This window comes from Nocardia sp. NPDC052001 (assembly GCF_040680615.1).
Lineage (GTDB): Bacteria > Actinomycetota > Actinomycetes > Mycobacteriales > Mycobacteriaceae > Nocardia.
In genome coordinates, this window is the sequence record NZ_JBFAXC010000002.1 from 859,023 (window position 1) to 874,917 (window position 15,895).

13 protein-coding genes are annotated in these 15,895 nt (G+C 67.3%); 5 read left to right on the forward strand and 8 right to left on the reverse strand.

Features of this window, described 5'->3' with window-relative positions; genetic code table 11:
• The first annotated feature begins 105 nt into the window (after nt 1-105).
• A complete protein-coding gene (locus AB0L82_RS12230; protein WP_364634226.1) occupies nt 106-1,935 on the forward strand; it encodes a long-chain fatty acid--CoA ligase in 1,830 nt (609 codons plus the stop codon).
• Between the two features lie 49 nt (nt 1,936-1,984).
• Here AB0L82_RS12230 and AB0L82_RS12235 read toward each other — a convergent pair whose 3' ends face one another.
• Nucleotides 1,985-3,295, reverse strand: a complete 1,311-nt coding sequence (locus tag AB0L82_RS12235) for a hypothetical protein (RefSeq protein WP_364634228.1) — start codon at nt 3,293-3,295, stop codon at nt 1,985-1,987.
• A gap of 117 nt (nt 3,296-3,412) precedes the next feature.
• Between AB0L82_RS12235 and AB0L82_RS12240 the strand changes: the two genes are divergently transcribed.
• The gene (locus AB0L82_RS12240; RefSeq protein ID WP_364634230.1) at nt 3,413-3,967 is read left to right on the forward strand and encodes a TetR family transcriptional regulator; all 555 of its coding nucleotides are present in this window, start codon (nt 3,413-3,415) and stop codon (nt 3,965-3,967) included.
• A 74-nt stretch (nt 3,968-4,041) separates the two neighbouring features.
• Here AB0L82_RS12240 and AB0L82_RS12245 read toward each other — a convergent pair whose 3' ends face one another.
• From AB0L82_RS12245 to AB0L82_RS12255, 3 genes are all read right to left on the reverse strand, one after another.
• The gene (locus tag AB0L82_RS12245; RefSeq protein ID WP_364634232.1) at nt 4,042-4,578 is read right to left on the reverse strand and encodes a YbhB/YbcL family Raf kinase inhibitor-like protein; all 537 of its coding nucleotides are present in this window, start codon (nt 4,576-4,578) and stop codon (nt 4,042-4,044) included.
• 27 nt (nt 4,579-4,605) lie between these two features.
• Nucleotides 4,606-5,955: a M20/M25/M40 family metallo-hydrolase gene (locus tag AB0L82_RS12250; RefSeq protein WP_364634233.1), complete on the reverse strand. Its 1,350-nt coding sequence runs from the start codon at nt 5,953-5,955 to the stop codon at nt 4,606-4,608.
• A 144-nt stretch (nt 5,956-6,099) separates the two neighbouring features.
• Nucleotides 6,100-7,317 (reverse strand): hypothetical protein, encoded by a 1,218-nt coding sequence (locus AB0L82_RS12255; protein ID WP_364634235.1) that lies wholly within the window; start codon nt 7,315-7,317, stop codon nt 6,100-6,102.
• A 177-nt stretch (nt 7,318-7,494) separates the two neighbouring features.
• Here AB0L82_RS12255 and AB0L82_RS12260 point away from each other — a divergent pair, with 177 nt between their 5' ends.
• Together AB0L82_RS12260 and AB0L82_RS12265 are read left to right on the forward strand one after the other, a co-directional pair.
• Nucleotides 7,495-8,574: a phospholipid scramblase-related protein gene (locus AB0L82_RS12260; RefSeq protein ID WP_364634237.1), complete on the forward strand. Its 1,080-nt coding sequence runs from the start codon at nt 7,495-7,497 to the stop codon at nt 8,572-8,574.
• 197 nt (nt 8,575-8,771) lie between these two features.
• Nucleotides 8,772-10,307, forward strand: coding sequence for an FAD-dependent oxidoreductase (locus tag AB0L82_RS12265; protein ID WP_364634239.1), 1,536 nt, complete (start codon nt 8,772-8,774; stop codon nt 10,305-10,307).
• Here the strand turns inward: AB0L82_RS12265 and AB0L82_RS12270 are convergent, their stop codons facing one another.
• A complete protein-coding gene (locus AB0L82_RS12270) occupies nt 10,308-10,691 on the reverse strand; it encodes a helix-turn-helix domain-containing protein (protein WP_364634241.1) in 384 nt (127 codons plus the stop codon). It lies immediately after the preceding gene.
• A gap of 141 nt (nt 10,692-10,832) precedes the next feature.
• Between AB0L82_RS12270 and AB0L82_RS12275 the strand changes: the two genes are divergently transcribed.
• On the forward strand, nt 10,833-11,702 hold the full coding sequence (locus AB0L82_RS12275; RefSeq protein WP_364634243.1) for an NAD(P)-binding domain-containing protein: 870 nt from the start codon (nt 10,833-10,835) through the stop codon (nt 11,700-11,702).
• 138 nt (nt 11,703-11,840) lie between these two features.
• On the opposite strand, the gene AB0L82_RS12280 is transcribed toward AB0L82_RS12275, so the two are convergent.
• The 3 genes from AB0L82_RS12280 to AB0L82_RS12290 all read right to left on the reverse strand — a co-directional run bounded on the left by AB0L82_RS12280 (nt 11,841) and on the right by AB0L82_RS12290 (nt 15,880).
• Nucleotides 11,841-13,064 (reverse strand): hypothetical protein, encoded by a 1,224-nt coding sequence (locus AB0L82_RS12280; RefSeq protein ID WP_364634244.1) that lies wholly within the window; start codon nt 13,062-13,064, stop codon nt 11,841-11,843.
• Nucleotides 13,061-13,285 carry a hypothetical protein gene (locus AB0L82_RS12285; RefSeq protein WP_364634246.1) on the reverse strand — a complete coding sequence of 75 codons (225 nt, stop codon included), beginning with the start codon at nt 13,283-13,285 and terminating at the stop codon, nt 13,061-13,063. Before AB0L82_RS12285 ends, AB0L82_RS12280 begins: the two co-directional genes overlap by 4 nt.
• A gap of 228 nt (nt 13,286-13,513) precedes the next feature.
• Nucleotides 13,514-15,880: a GMC family oxidoreductase gene (locus AB0L82_RS12290; RefSeq protein WP_364634248.1), complete on the reverse strand. Its 2,367-nt coding sequence runs from the start codon at nt 15,878-15,880 to the stop codon at nt 13,514-13,516.
• Nucleotides 15,881-15,895 lie beyond the last annotated feature (15 nt).

Here is a 15,895-nt window from a genome sequence, read left to right on the forward strand (position 1 = left end):
GCGGCCATCGCGTGATCGGTGGGTGTTCTCTCGGGACGTCGGGTTCGCGCAGGTCGGATGGGTGCGCGTGTGGCGGTGTAAGCGAGAGGCAATCGGAAAAGGGTTATGACGACAGACATCGGCTATCCGCACAAATCGGGCAAAACGGTCTACACGATTCCGGAGGCGTTTCAGGAGACGCTGACATTGCGTCCGGAGCAGATCGCGATCAGGACGGTGGGGGGAACCACTGAGATCAGCTGGCGAGAGTACGGGGAGCGGGTGCGCGGCATTGCCGCCGGACTGGCGGGGCTGGGCGTCGGGCACGGCGACACCGTCGGGATCATGCTGACCAACCGGCCGGAGTTCAATCTGGTCGACACCGCGGCGCTGCACCTGGGTGCGACGCCGTTCTCGATCTACAACACCAGCTCGCCCGAGCAGATCGCGCATCTGTTCACCAATGCCGAGAACAAGGTCGTCATCACCGAACCAGCGTTCCTGGACGCGGTGCGCGGAGCCGGTGTGGAGATCGAACACATTGTGCTGGTGGAGGGTTCGGCCGCGGGCACCCTGACCCTCGCCGAGGTGGAGGCCGCACCGGCCGCCGATTTCGACTTCGACGCCACCTGGCGCGCGGTCAAGGCCGAGGATCTGGCCACCCTGATCTACACCTCCGGCACCACCGGCCCGTCCAAGGGCGTGGAGCTGACCCATCGCAATGTGGTCGCCCAGATCGTCGGACTGGTCAACGGCCCGCTCGTGGTCGGCTTGGATGACCGCTCGGTGTCGTATCTGCCCGCCGCCCATGTGGCGGACCGTATTTCGGGTCACTGCGCCAACCTGTTCACCGGCGTGCAGATGACCACAGTGCCCGATCCGCGCGAGATCGCCGCCGCCCTGCCCGACGCTCGCCCCACCGCGTTCTTCGGTGTGCCGCGGGTGTGGCAGAAGATCAAGGCCGGTATCGACGCCAAGCTCGCCACCGAACCCAGCGGCGTGAAGAAGGCCCTGGCGAATTGGGCCATCGGCGTCGGCGTGGAAGCCGCGCGCGCGGACCTGTCCGGCAACGGCCGCGGCCTGCTGCTCGATGTGCAGCACAAGCTCGCCGACGCCCTGGTGCTGTCGAAACTGCGGCACACCTTGGGATTCGACGAACTCAAGGTGGCGGCCTCGGGTGCGGCGGCCATCCCGCCGGAAACCCTCGAGTACATGCTCGGACTGGGTTTCGTGGTCACCGAGGTGTGGGGCATGTCGGAGACCTCCGGCGTGGGCACCTACACCCCGCTGGACAAGCCCAAGCCGGGCACCGTGGGAATCCCCATGCAGGACACCGAGGTTCGCCTCGGGGAGGACGGTGAGTTGCTGCTGCGCGGGGCCATCGTCACGCACGGCTACCGCAAGATGGCCGATAAGACCGCCGAGGCCATCGACGCCGACGGCTGGCTGCACACCGGCGATGTGGCCACCATCGACGGTGACGGCTACATCACCATCGTGGACCGCAAGAAGGAACTCATCATCAACGAGGCGGGAAAGAACCTGTCTCCCACCAATATCGAGAACACCGTGAAGGCGGCCTCCTCGCTGGTCGGTCAGGTGGTGGCGATCGGTGACGCCAAGCCGTACATCGCCGCGCTCATCGTGCTCGATCCCGATACCGCGGTGGTGCGCGCCAAGGCCCTCGGCAGCCCGGACGCCGATCTGAAGACCTTGGCGGTGCGCCCGGAGATCCTCGACGAGATCAAGGCGGCGGTCACCACCGCCAACGCCAAACTCTCACGGGTGGAACAGATCAAGCGCTTCATCGTGCTCGACGCGGGTTGGGAGCCCGGCGGTGACGAACTCACCCCGACCCTCAAACTCAAGCGCAGCCCGATCAACACCAAGTACGCCGCCGATATCGCCGCGCTGTACACCACCCCCGCACCGGACAATGTCGTAAACCTGTCCTGAGCTGGAAAGCACTGTGGCCCCGGGTGATTCATCCGGGGCCACAGTCATGTCAGACGCGTGCGGCGGCCACTCCCGCTCGCCGCAATTGCAGCGTCATCGCCGCGCTGATCCGTTGCATCTGCTCATGACTGTGCTCGGCCGTGTCGTACTCGACCTGAATCGTGAGGCGGCCCCCGACGGTGAAAATGGTCATCTTCGGCGGCATGCCCGGGGCCATGGCGAACACCTCATCGCGCACGAACTCCAGTGTCGCGGGCAGCGAATGCGCCGGTACCCGGCCGATATTGGACAGCGCCAGGGTGGGCGGTGCGTTGAACAGCGCGGCGGTCACCGCGTCGAGTTCACGCTGGGAGGCGCGCATGAACATCGCCGGAAAACGCAGTTGCGCCGAGTCCTTCATACCCGCCGCGACGGCATGCGCCAGGTCGATCGGATCGGCATCCGCGGCCGCCGATACCGGTGTTCCGGAACCGGCCGCGCAATTGAGCAGGGTCGAGGCGGGCACCGCCGGCACCAGATCCGGGCGCAGATCCACCGCATGCCCGCACATCATCGGCAGCGTCCCGGCCTCGGGCGCGAACTCGGTCCGCACCGCCGCCATGGCCGCTCCGGCGAGCAGGCTGTTCATCGAAAACCCCTGTGCGCGTGCGGTCGCCACCAGTGCGGCGGTCTGATCGGCATCGACTTCGATGCGCCGGACCGCGAGCCTGCCGTTCGGATCTCCCCCGGCCTGCCCGTCGATCGGCAGATGCACCGGGGCGGCCGCCGGATCCATGGCCATCGCGCCCGCGCGCATCATGGCCACGAACGCGTCGACCTCGGCATCGCTGATCAGCGCCGCCAGTTGGGTGTCGACCCCGGCGGGCAACTCGTAGTTCCATTCCGGTTGCGGCAGTGGCGATCCCGTCACCCGTGCGGTGTAGCGCCGCCACATCTCGTCCAAGAGCGGGAATACCGAGCGGCCGTCGGAGATGCCGTGATGCAGCACCAATACAACCCGCGTGAACTCGCCTTCACACAGTAGTTCCGCACGGAAAAGCCCTGTGCCCCACTCCTGCCGGGTATTCACCAGGGTTCGATACGCCTGCGCGCCACCCGCGGTGATCGTGACGCTCGGCTGGAAGTTGTCATCGAGTTCGAAGCGCCGCACCCCGTCGCCGCCGCCGACAACTCGGGCGCGCAGCAGAGGATGCAGGGTGGCGAGTTCGGTGAGCGTCGCACGCAATGCCGCGGGATCGATCTCCCCGCGCACGGTGCTGCCGATGAACAGCGGCATACCGCCGATGGGCACGCTGCCCAGATGCGTGTTCTCGCCGAAGTAGCCGATCTCGAACGGGGACAGTGGGCGCTGTGTGGTCATGTGCTTCCGGCTTTCCTGCGGTGGACCTGGCGAAATCGACCATACACACGTTTCAAACATTTGTCACAAACAGGTGTTTGAAACGATTGTCACAAACGCGCTGCTAGGCTGCGCATCGTGGGAACCCGAGAAGATCTGCTCGCCGGAGCCAAGAAGTGCCTGGCCGAACGCGGCCTGGCGCGCACCACCGTGCGCGATATCGTGGCCGCCTCCGGCACCAACCTGGCCGCCATCAACTACCACTTCGGCACCCGCGACCAGCTGCTCAATCAGGCGATGCTGGAATCCACGGGCGAATCGGTGACGCGGGTGCTGACCTCCCTGCCCGATGATGCGGAGCTGGACGCGGCCGAACGCCTGAACACCTTCTGGCGCAAGCTCATCGAATCCTTCGGCACCGATCGCGCGCTGTGGTCGGCCAATGTCGAGAGCATGGCCCAGGCCCTGCACTCCCCCGAGTTGCGCACCGAAATCGGCGCCGCGCAGATCCGCGCCCGCGTAGGACTCTCGGAAGCCTTGGGCGATAACGACCCTCGCATCGGCGCGATCGTGCAGACCCTCATCGGCGGCCTGCTGGTCCAGGCTCTCATCGACCCGGACAACACCCCCACCGCCGAGGATCTCACCGCCGGAATCCAAGCCCTGGCGGCATTGTCGAACCCGAACCCCTGAATCTGCTCTACATATACGGAAAGCTGTGGCCCCGGACGAATCGCCTGGGGCCACAGTCGAATACCGTCGCGCTACTACTTCTGCTCGTGCGTGCCGATCAGGGTCGCGCGCCCGATGGCGTTGAGGAACAGGTTGAACCCCAGGTAGGCGGGCGAGGCGCTCTCATCGACCTCGAGCTTGTCCACTCCGACCGCGTGCACCACCACGAAGTACCGGTGCGGGCCGTGCCCGGCGGGCGGGAACGCGCCGGTGTACTCGTGCAGGCCCGCGTCATTGCGCAGTACGACCGCGCCCTCGGGCAGGCTGCCGCCTTTGCTGCCCTGTCCGGTCTCCAGGCTGGTGGTGGTCGCGGGGATATTGGCGACCACCCAGTGCCAGAAGCCCGAGGCGGTGGGCGCGTCCGGGTCGTACACGGTGACGGTGAAACTCTTGGTCTCCGCGGGGAATCCGGACCAGCTCAGCTGCGGGGAGATGTCCTTGCCGCCCGCACCGCCCAGCGCGCTGACCTGATCCAGGTGCAGCGGCTCACCCTCGGTGATATCGCCGGAGGTGACGGTGAATTCGGGCAGTTGCGGCAGCGGAGCGTAGGGATTGTAGGAGTAGTCGGGCACGGGCCGTCCTTTCGATCGCGGGGCTGATCAGCAGTTCAGGAGGAAGTGTTCCAGCACGCTCGCACCGAATTCCAGCGCCGCCACCGGGACGCGCTCGTCCACGCCGTGGAACAGCGCGCTGAAATCCAGGTCCGGCGGCAATTGCAGCGGTGCGAAGCCGAAGCAGCGAATTCCCAAGCGCGCGAACGCTTTCGCATCGGTGCCGCCGGAGAGCATGTAGGGCACAGTGCGGCCCTGCGGGTCGTGCGCGAGGATGGCGGCGTTCATGGCGTCGACCAGGTGACCGTCGAAAGTCGTTTCGTACGAGTCGAGTTTGGTGATCCACTCGCGTTCGACATCGGGGCCGATGAGCGCGTCGACCTCCTTCTCGAACTCGGCCTGCCGGCCCGGCACCACGCGGCAGTCGACCACGGCCTCGGCGGTCTGCGGAATGACATTGGCCTTGTAGCCCGCCTGCAACATGGTCGGATTGGCCGTATCCCGCAGTGTCGCACCGATAATGCGCGAGATGGTGCCGAGCTTGGCGAGCTGGCCTTCGATATCCGGACTGGCCGGATCGAATTGCAGACCGGACTCCTCGGCGACCGCGGCCAGGAATTCGGCCACCGAATCCGAGACCACCAGCGGGAAGGTATGCGTGCCCAGGCGCGCCACCGCCTGCGCCAGAATGGTGACCGCGTTGTCCTCGTGCAGGAACGAGCCGTGTCCCGCGCGCGCCTTGGCGCGCAACCGCATCCAGCCCAGACCCTTCTCCGCGGTCTCGACCAGGTACAACCGCCGTTCGGTGCCATCGGGGCGCGGTACGGTGAGCGAGAATCCGCCGACCTCGCCGACCGCCTCGGTGACCCCGGCGAACAGATCGGGCCGATTATCGGCCAGCCACTGTGAACCCCAGCGCCCGCCGTTCTCCTCATCGGCCAGGAAGGCGAACACGATATCGCGCGGCGGCACCGTGCCCTCGATCTTGAACTGCCGGGCCACGGCCAGCATCATGCCGACCATATCCTTCATATCGATGGCCCCGCGACCCCACACATAGCCGTCGCGGATCGCGCCGGAGAACGGGTGCACGCTCCAGTCCTCGGCCTGTGCGGGCACCACATCGAGGTGCCCGTGCATCATGAGCGCGCCGCGGCTCGAGTCCGCGCCCTGCAACCGGGCGAACACATTGCCGCGCCCGGGCGCGCCGGATTCCACGTACTCGGTGGTGTAGCCCGCCTGATGCAGTTGATCGGCCACCCATTGCGCGCATTCGCGCTCACCCTTGGTGGTCTCGAGTTCGCCGGTATTGGAGGTGTCGAACCGGATCAGCGTGCTGACCAGGTCCACCACCTCCGAGACGGCGCGGGACGTGCGAAGTTCGCCAGTTTCGGACACGTCCCCTTTCCTACCATCTCCGCACACCCCCGCCGCCGCGCACCATCGTCTCGGACCCCGCGCCGCGCAGGTGAGGTGTATCGGGCGCGATTGAAATCAGCCCTCGCCCAACCCTTTCCCCGCGCCGGGCACTGTGCCGAGAGGTCAGCGCAATACACGCAGGGTCATGGTCAGAGTCGCCAGCAGTGATTCCAGGCGCTGATCGGCGATACGGCGCTCGAGAATCTCTGGGTCCAGGCGGGTGGCGGAGGCCCAGAGTTCGCCGATGCGAGCCTGCACGTCGACGTCGGTGGCGGCCAGCACCCACAGCAGGGGTGCCCAGAGGCGGGCGGCCTGGGCGATGGCGGGCAGCATGATCAGCGTCGAGGCATCGAGTTCGGCGAGCTGGGTGCCCGCGCGGCGGCGCACCTCGGCGGGTGTGCGGGCCAGCGGTTCCAGGACGCCGCGCCACAGTGCCAGTTCACTGCTGCCGTCGAGGGCGGCCACCAAGGTTTCGGCGGATTCGGCGACGACCGGGTTGAACGCGAGTTTGGTCAGCGCCTGCGGGCTCAATTGTCCGGCGAAACGCAGCAGGTCATCGGTGGCGCCCGCGGCCAGGAAGCTGGTGAGCAGATCCGCGATGGCCGAGGGCGGCGCGACCTCGAAGAGGATATCGCCGACCGCGGCGATGACATCGGGAGCGCAGCGCGCGAATATCGACAGCGCCGCCAGCCGCAACTCCTTGGAACCGTCGATGACGGTGCCGAGCAGCGCCGGAATGCGATCACCGGGGCCCGAGAGCAGTTGCCGCACAATGGCACTGATGCTCTCCCCGGAATAGGCGTAGGCGGCCGAGCGGATCAGCCCCTCGTCATCGGGGACGCCCTCCTCCACCGCGCGCACCAATTCCGGTGTGGCATAGGCCAGGAACGGCCCGGCGGTGATGTAGTCGCGCCGCCGCAGCAGTTCATTGACGATCGCTATCACCGGTTCGGTGGGTGCGTCATCGGCGAGCTGTCCCACGGTGCGCGGATCCAGATACGGTGCGCAGTCGGCGGCGTATTCGGTGCTGAGCCGCAGCAGCGCGTCCACGGCCTTGCGTGGATGCTGGACGCCGACGGCCCCCGCCGCGCGCCCGGTCATGGTGGGCGGCACCATGCGCTGCACAATGGGCAGTGAAATGCTGAGCGGAATGATCGGCACCAGCGAGCTGATCCGCTCGAAAACCGGTGTGTGCTGGTCGAACAGCGCCCCGGACATGCGCTGCTGCAGTTCGTTGAGCCGGTGCGCGCCGAGTCGCTCCAGATGTTCGACGCGTTCGACCGGGACGTGCAGGGTCCTTGCCAGGAGCACCAGCTGGGCGCGGGTGACCAGATCGGTCATAGGCCGCACCGGGTCGCGGGTCTTCCGCCATAGGCGAAATCGACTGTGGCAGACATGTTTCCCCGTCCTGCGGTGTCCGTGTCCGGACCCGCCGTGTTCGACCGCCCATCATAGGCGGGCAGATACGACGAAAACCGCAAACAGTGCAGACTCACAGAGCCCCGTTAGGATGCGGCCATGAGTCATCCCGCGGGGTGGTACCCCGAGAGTCCAGGATCCACCGTTTTGCGCTGGTGGGACGGTAGTCAATGGACCAATCACACCCAGCCGCAGCAACAATCGGCGCAACCGCAGCAGCAGGCGCAACCGCAGCAGAGCCAGCAAACGGGTAGCCAACAGCAGTACGGACAGCCGGATCAGCAGGGCTACGCCAAGCAGGGCCAGCAGTACGCCCAACAGGGTCAGCAGCCGCAGGGCCAGCAGTACGCCCAGCAAGGTCAGCAGTCGCAGGGGCAGCAGTATGCCCAGCAGGGACAGCAGTATTCTGGTCAGCAGTACGGTCAGCAGCCGCACCAGGGGCAATACGGTCAGCGGCAGTACCAGCAGCCCAGTGACGCGCACGCCCTGGAATTCGATATCGGCGGCGCGCACGATCCCGCCGCGATCCAGCGCCAGGTGCAGCAGCAGGCCGGCGTCGGCGCGACCCAGGCCGGTGGCGGCACCGTGTTCACCGAGCCGATCCTGGTGGTGAACCAGAAGGTCAAGCTCATCGAAATGGCCAATGAGTACGCCGTTTTCGACCAGCAGGGCCGTCAGATCGGTGCGGTGGTGGAGGTCGGGCAGAGCGCGCTCAAGAAGGCCGTGCGCTTCATGTCCAGCTATGACCAGTTCATGACGCACAAGCTGGAGATCCGCGACGGTCAGGGCCAGACGGTGCTGCGTGTGACGCGCCCGGCCAAGGTTTTCAAGTCGCGCTTCGTGATCGAGCACGGCAATGGTGCGCCGATCGGGGAGATCATCCAGGAGAACATGATCGGCAAGATCAACTTCTCCTTTGTGGTGAATGGTCAGCAAATCGGCGGGATTCGTGCAGAGAACTGGCGCGCCTGGAACTTCATGATCCACGACCACACCGGTCAGGAGGTCGCCCGCATCACCAAGACGTGGGAGGGCCTGCTCAAGAACATGTTCACCACCGCCGACAACTATGTTGTGCAGATTCACCGACAGCTGCCGCAGCCGCTGCTGTCCATGGTGGTGGCCTCGGGCCTGGCCATCGATACCGCGCTCAAACAGGATTCGCGCGGCTGGGGCTGAGTCGGTCCGCTGCCGCCCCGCGCCGTCGGCACGGCGCGTCAACCGCCTCCGGGTCGCGCGCCATTCGGTGCGCGACCCGCGTTGTTTCCGATGCGCGACGTCCGCGCATGAGCTGCACAGCCTCCTCTCATCCGGGCGCAAGCGGTACGCAAGACAGCGCAAGGGCGCGGTAATCGCGGCTCGGCACAGTGGTTCTCATGAACGAGACACGCGATGTGGTGATTGTCGGAGCCGGACCGGTCGGGCTCATGCTGGCGTGCGAGTTGCGACTGGCGGGCGTGGATGTGCTGGTGCTGGAGCGGCTCGCCGAGATGGATCCGACCCTGAAGGCGGGCGCGATCAACGTGCCCACCGCGCAGGCCCTGTACCGGCGCGGATTCCTGCCCGAGCTGATGGAACAGCATGAGGCCACCATGGCCCAATTCGCCGCGTTCCGGCGCAGCGCCGGGATCGGGGAGCCGCCCGCCGGGAAACGCTTCGTGCCCGGACACTTCGCGGGCATCCAACTCGACGGCGGCGCAATCGATCTCGACGATCCGGTCTTCGCGAACGCGGGCCCGGCCGCAGCGGCCTGGTTCATCTCCCAGCAGGGCATCGAAACGATTCTCGCGCGCCGCGCGACCGAGCTGGGCGTGGAGATCCGGCGTGAAGTAGCGGTGAGCGGATTCGAGGACGACGGTATCGGCGTCACCGTGAACACCGGTGATCGCACCGTGCGCGCGGGCTGGCTGGTCGGCTGCGACGGCGGCCGCAGCATCGTGCGCAAGCTCGCGGGCTTCGACTTCCCGGGCGTGGACCCGGAGATCACCGGCCGGCAGGCCGTGGTGGAAATGACCGGCGCAGAACAGGTTCGGCCCGGCTGGCATGACACCCCCGTCGGCATCTACGTCTACGGTCCCACCCCGGGCCGGTTCCTGACCGTCGAACTCGACGGCCCGCCCGCCGACCGCGACGTACCCATCACCGCCGCAGAGCTGGAGCAGAGCTTCCGCAAGGTCACCGGCGTGGAAATCCATATCACCAAGGTCATTTCGGCGACTCGCTTCACCGATAACACCCGCCAGGTCCCCGACTACCGCAAGGGGCGGGTCCTGCTGGCGGGCGATGCCGCGCACGTACATTCACCCTTCGGCGGCCAGGGCCTGAACCTCGGTATCGGCGATGCCCTCAACCTGGGCTGGAAGCTCGCGGCCGTGGTCCGCGGCTGGGCCCCGGCGGATCTGCTCGACACTTACACGACCGAACGCCATCCGATCGGCGCCTGGGTACTGGAGTGGACCCGCGCGCAGATCGCGGTCATGCGCACCGATCCGCGCAGCCGCGCCCTGCGCGCGGTCATGACCGATCTACTCGGTACCCGCGACGGGGCCACCGAGATTTTCAAACGCATCTCCGGCGTCCTGCACCGCTACGACCTGGGCGGTACGCATCCCATGGTCGGCGCGGTCGCGCCCGATCTGGAACTGGCCGACGGCACCCGGCTCGGCGAATATTTCGCCGACGGCACCGGGGTCCTCCTCGACCTGAACGACTCCCCCGCACTCCGCGAGGTGGCCGCCGCATGGCCGCACCGGGTGCGGGTCGTCACCGCCAAACCCGCTCAGCCCCAAAGCGTTTCCGCGCTGCTGGCACGACCGGACGGCGTCGTCGCCTGGGCGGCCGACACCTCCGACGTAGCCGGGTTGCAGGACGCGCTGAGCCGCTGGTTCGGGCCCGCCGAGCGAGATGCGTAGCTAAGCCAGCGCCGGGTGATCCGCACCGAGCTGGGGTGCGTGGACGCGGGTCGCGCCGATGCGGGTGATGCGGCGTGAGCCCCACGCACCCAGTGCGTTCAGGGCGGTGTTCAGGGCCACGCCCTCCTCGGTGAGCGAATAGTCCACGCGGGGCGGGATTTCCGGGTACAGCTCGCGGTGGATGATGCCGTCCTCCGCGAGCTCGCGCAGATGCTGGCCGAGCATTTTCTCCGAGACGCCGGGCAGTCCCCTGCGCAGTTCACCGAAGCGGCGGACGCCGTGCTCGTGCAGCTCCCACAGGATCAGGACTTTCCATTTGCCGCCGATGACATCCATGGCGGCGTCGATACCGCAGAAGTATGGCCCCGATCTCTTTTCGCTCATGCCCCGTCCTCGCTAGCTGGATGCACACCTTTCGGTGCGTGTCCGAGAAAATAGTGCGTACTTGTTGCCCAACGTCACCGCGGGCAATCTCGATTCCAGCGCGCGCCGATCACTTCAGCCGGAATCGAAGGAGTAGTCCCGATGACGAACAATCAGCACACCCCGGTGATCGTGCTCGGCCTGGGCGCGATGGGTCAGGCGCTGGCGGCGGCATTCGTGAAAGCCGGGGTGCCGACCACGGTGTGGAATCGGTCCGCGGGCAAGGATATCGACCTGGTCGATGCCGGTGCGGTGCGCGCCGGGTCGGTGGCCGAGGCGATCAGCGGTGACGGTCTGATCATCAGCGTGCTGCTCGATCACGCCTCGGTGCACGAACAGCTCGATCCGGTCGCCGCGCGGCTCACCGGACGGCAGTGGGTCAACCTGACCAGCACCGCACCCGAGGAATCACGCGAACTGGCGCAGTGGGCGGCACGGCACGGCATCGACTTCCTCGATGGCGGCATCATGGCGATTCCGTCCATGATCGGCACCCCGGGTTCGGCGATCTTCTACAGCGGCGGGCGCGAGGTATTCGACACGAATCGCGGCGTGCTCGAACTGATGGGCTCCGCCGAGTACTTCGGCGACGATGCCGGTGCGGCGGCGCTCAATGATTTCGCATTGCTGGCGAGCATGTATCAGATGTTCGCTGGGTTCTTCCACGGTGCGGCGATGGCGGGCACGGGCGGTCTGACCGCCACCGAATTCGCGGCACGGGCGGTGCCGTTCCTGTCCGCCATGGTGCAGGGACTTCCCGCCTACGGCGCGGCCATCGATGCGGGCACGTACGCGGCGGAGGTTCAGCACCTCGCCTTCCAGAAGTCGGCGCTCGATGCCATCGTGCGTGCCAGCAAGGATGCCGGGATCGCCCCGGACCTGCTGGAACCGATTGCCGCCCTGGTGGATCGCCAGGTCCGGGCCGGACACGGCAACCTGGCCTTCGCCCGCACCATCGAGGAATTGCGCTGAGCGCCACCGCACGTGATCACAGCGCCGCGTGGTACCTGCCGACGTCGGTGCGGGCGGCCGCGAACACGGGCTGATTCGCCGATGATCGTGAACTCGGCTCCGCCGCACACCGCGGTGGGGCCGAGTTCATCGGCCGAATCAGTGGGTGATCCGCAAAGTGGCGGTGAGGGCCGAAAGTTGTTCGCTCAGGCCCAGATCGGTGACGCGCTGCTCCAGCTCGCTCCGTTCGGGATCATCCAGCGCGGACCACACCTCACCGATCCGGGACTGCGCGTCCGGTTCGGCGACCGCCAGCACCCGCAGGAGCGTCGGCCACAGCTCCGCCTCCGCGAGAACCTCGGGTAGTCGCGCCAGCACCGCGGGCTCGAAGCGGGACAGGTTCGCCCCGATTCGGCGCGCGGCGACGGGCTCGGCACGATCGGCCACCTCCAGCAGTCCGCGCCATTGGGCGGCCTCGGTGCTGCCGTCTATCGCCGCGGTGAACGCGTCGATGGAGTCGGCTTCGGCGACAGCCGGATTGGCGGCCAGCTGATCCAGGGCCGACGGGCTGAGCTGTCCGACGAACCGCAGGGTTTCGGGCACCACCCCGGCGCTGACGAAGACGCGAATGAGCGTGGCGATGTTCTCCGTCGAACCCTCATCGAACAGAATGTCGCCAATACCCACGATGACATCGGCGTCGCAGCGCGAGAACACCGAGACCGCCGCGAGCCGCAATTCGTCGGAGCCGTTCAGGATGGTGTGCACCAGCCGGGGTATTCGCTTTTCGATGCCGTTGAGCAGATGCCGCACCACCGTGGAGATGCTCTCGCCCGAGTAGGCGTAGGCGGCCGAACGGATCAGGCCCTCGTCATCATGGGTGCCCTTCTCGACCGCCGCGATCAATGCCGGTGTGGCATAGGCCAGGAACGGTCCGGCCGTCACATAGTCGCGGCGGCGCAGGATCTCGTTCACGATCCGCACCACCGGTTCGGGCGGCGCGATATCGGCGAGCTGACCGACCGCGTGCGGATCCATGTACGGCGCACCGTCGGCGGCGTAGCCGGGGGTGAGAATGGCGAGCGCCTCGGCGGCCTTGCGCGGATGGTCCACGCCGATCGCTCCGGCCGCGCGCCCGGCGATGAGGGCGGGTACCAGGCGCTGCACCAGCGGCAGCGAAATGCTCAGCGGAATCACCGGCACCAGCATGCTCAGCCGGGAGAAGGTCTGATTGTGCTGGGCGAACATGACTTTCGCCAGCGCCTCCTGCAATTCGTGCAGGTGTTGCGCGCCCAATCGCTCGAGATGCGCCAGGCGCTCCTCGGGCACGTGCAATGTCCGCGACAGCAGGGTGATCTGCGCGCGGGTGACCAGATCGCTCATCCGAGCTTGTTCCCGAACATGATCTTCTTGGCCGCCGTGCTCAGCGGCCACGGTAGCGCGCCGACGGTCTTGTCGACCGCGGCGACCATATCCGCGGTCTCGGTGCGCTGTGCCTGCCGGAAAACCTCCAGCAGATCGGCGGTTTCGGCCTCGGTGAGCAGTTCGAGCGCGGCCAGTGGCCCGCCCAATTCCCGCTCCAGTTCGGCTTTGGCGTCCACCATGACTCCCCTTGTCCCCGAATGACCCGGATCACTCCGGTCTCGCCCCCAAGGTGTACCAAGATCGCCGCCACCGCGCCAGCCCCCGGCACGAGCCGGAATCGCCCAGGGCTGCGGGTGAACGGGGATGTCCTCGAGTGCGTGAGTGCCCTCTCGATCCGAGGCCCGGGCCGATGCGAGTTTCAACGGCCCGCCCGGCGATCAGGGCGGGCACGCGAGAATCATTGGTGTTCAGCGTAGTTCGGCGGCGATCGCGTCCGCGGCGCGCAATGCCATGGCCATGATCGTGACCTGTGGGTTGACCCCCAGTGAGGTGGGCACCACCGATCCGTCGGCGATGTAGAGGCCCCTGGTGCCGAAGACCCGATTCTCGAAGTCGACGACCGCGGTGCGGGCATCGCGGCCCATTCTGGCGGTGCCCAGGGGATGCGGGCCCATCATGCGGAATTGCCGTGGTGTGAGCGATGTTTCGGCGACCGCGCGAGCCTGCTCCAGCGTCCGAATGGGTGGCATACCCGCGATCGGCAGCGCCACCGCCTCCGCACCGCCGTGCAGGAACAGTTCGGCCAAGCCCGCACAGGCATGCTGCAGGGCGGCCTGAACGCGCGGAGTCACGGTGTAGCGCAACAGGGTTCGCCCGCCGGGGCCGTGTTGCACACTGCCGCTGCCGGTATCGCGGACCATCGCCCCGAACTGCTCGGTGTACGCCCAGCGGTTCATCCATTCGGTGAGCCGCGCGCCGTGGAACGGCAGCACCCCGGCCGCGAATTGCGGTGGGATGGACACCCCTTCGAAGGTGCACAGCGGATCACCCAGGCCGGTGACGTGATAGCCCTGCGGAATACCGGTCCACGGTGTGCCCGGGGTGGACATCATCGCGACCGCGCCGAGTGAGGGATGCACGGACAGGTTGCGGCCCAAGGCGGGCAGGTCGATGCCATTGCGGCGCAACAGCAGCGGCGTCATGAGCGTGCCGGTGGCGACCACCACCGCGCGGGACCGGATCTCGAGCGTGCGCGGTGCGCCATGGCTGTCCTGGCCTTCGGCGAGTACGCCGACCGCCTGCCGGTCATTGAGCAGAATCCGGGTGACCGTCAGATTGGTGTACAGCTGCGCACCGGCCTCCAGGGCGCGCGGCACCCAGCTCACATTGCTGCTGCGCTTGGCATCGGTGGGACAGCCGTACACGCATTGGCCCTGACCGTCGCAGCCTGCCGCATTGCGCGGCAGCGGGCCGTGCGCGGCCCCGAGCGCGTCCGCACCCTTGCCGATGATGTCCGCGACCCGGCCCAGATAGCGCGAATCGGCGTGGGCGATACCGAGTTCGGTCGCCACCTCGTCCAGGTAGGAACGGAAGATCTCGGGTTCGAAGTCGCCCGGGAAACCCGCGTCGAGCCATTCCCGCAGCACCGCGTCCGGGGTGCGGAAGGCGGTGCCGGAATTGATGGCGGTGGTGCCGCCGACCAGGCGTCCGGTGCTCACCCCGAGCACCGAATTACCGAGCGCGAGGTTGTATCCACCGTCGCGCCAATACTTCTGGGTGCGATCGTGCAGTTCGCCGCGGAATTCGGCGCGGCGCGCGTAATCGCCCTCCTCGACCATGACCACGCCGAGGCCCTGTTCGGTGAGCCGGGCCGCCACCGCCGCGCCGCCCGCACCGGTGCCGATCACCACCACATCGCATTCGATGAGATCCCGGCTCGGGAGCGCGTCGGGAGTGGTCATATTCGTCAGCCAGCCGGGTGCGCGTTCGAGCACCGGCTCCCGATAGCTCGGCGCGCCGATGGCGTCGAGGTACCGGCGATCGCTGAAATGCGCTATCCGCACGGGTGTTTCGACCGCCGCCACGGCATGTTGCAGGGCCGGATGCTTGCGCGCGGCCTCGATGAACTGTCCTCGCTCGGTCTCCCCCAAAGCGGCCAGTCCGTGCCGATATCGGGCGCGGGCGGCGGTGTCCAGGCCGCGCAGCGCCAGCCGCAGGCCCGATTGCATGATCGGGGTCATATTGCCGATGTACTCATCGACGCGATCGACCGTGCCCGCGTCCACCGGCGGCACCGCGCCACCCGGTTCGATGAGGACGGCGGCGACCGCGCGCAGTGTCGCGCGCTGCGCGTCGGTCAGGACGCCGGTGGGTTTACCGCCGTCCGGCAGATCATCGCGCAGGGAAGTCCACGGCTGGAACGAACGCAGGAAGCTCGGATAGTCATTGGCGAAGAATTGCATTCGCCCCGCAGCGATTTCGTTATCCTCACACCACAGCGTGGCATCGAGGTTGGTCAAGCTCGCGTGCGCGCGGCGCAGCCAGCGCACATCCTTGCGCCCGCTGAGCCGCCACGCGCGCCCGTCATCGTCGTGGAAGCTCACCTCGTAGGCCATCAGCCGCTTGGTCACCGGCAGCGCCACCAGGGTGCCCGTCACGGCCGCGCCGTCCACCCAGGGCAGGGCGCGAATGGTGCCGGTCAGTCGGGAGCGGCCATTGGTGACGAAGCCCAGCGCCCGCCCCGATTCACAGCGCAGATCCATGGCGACGTGATGCGGTTGACCGTCGGCGTCCCGCAGTTCGCCGCGCATGGTCTCGAAGAAGGTCAAAGGCATGGTTCGGGACTTTCG

What these genes read in the sequence shown, in the direction of transcription:
- AB0L82_RS12230 (WP_364634226.1), top strand. Translation starts at nt 106, where the DNA reads ATGACGACAGACATCGGCTATCCGCACAAATCGGGCAAAACGGTCTAC.
- AB0L82_RS12235 (WP_364634228.1), bottom strand. Translation starts at nt 3,295, where the DNA reads ATGACCACACAGCGCCCACTGTCCCCGTTCGAGATCGGCTACTTCGGC.
- AB0L82_RS12255 (WP_364634235.1), bottom strand. Translation starts at nt 7,317, where the DNA reads ATGACCGATCTGGTCACCCGCGCCCAGCTGGTGCTCCTGGCAAGGACC.
- AB0L82_RS12260 (WP_364634237.1), top strand. Translation starts at nt 7,495, where the DNA reads ATGAGTCATCCCGCGGGGTGGTACCCCGAGAGTCCAGGATCCACCGTT.
- AB0L82_RS12265 (WP_364634239.1), top strand. Translation starts at nt 8,772, where the DNA reads ATGAACGAGACACGCGATGTGGTGATTGTCGGAGCCGGACCGGTCGGG.
- AB0L82_RS12270 (WP_364634241.1), bottom strand. Translation starts at nt 10,691, where the DNA reads ATGAGCGAAAAGAGATCGGGGCCATACTTCTGCGGTATCGACGCCGCC.
- AB0L82_RS12275 (WP_364634243.1), top strand. Translation starts at nt 10,833, where the DNA reads ATGACGAACAATCAGCACACCCCGGTGATCGTGCTCGGCCTGGGCGCG.
- AB0L82_RS12280 (WP_364634244.1), bottom strand. Translation starts at nt 13,064, where the DNA reads ATGAGCGATCTGGTCACCCGCGCGCAGATCACCCTGCTGTCGCGGACA.
- AB0L82_RS12285 (WP_364634246.1), bottom strand. Translation starts at nt 13,285, where the DNA reads ATGGTGGACGCCAAAGCCGAACTGGAGCGGGAATTGGGCGGGCCACTG.
- AB0L82_RS12290 (WP_364634248.1), bottom strand. Translation starts at nt 15,880, where the DNA reads ATGCCTTTGACCTTCTTCGAGACCATGCGCGGCGAACTGCGGGACGCC.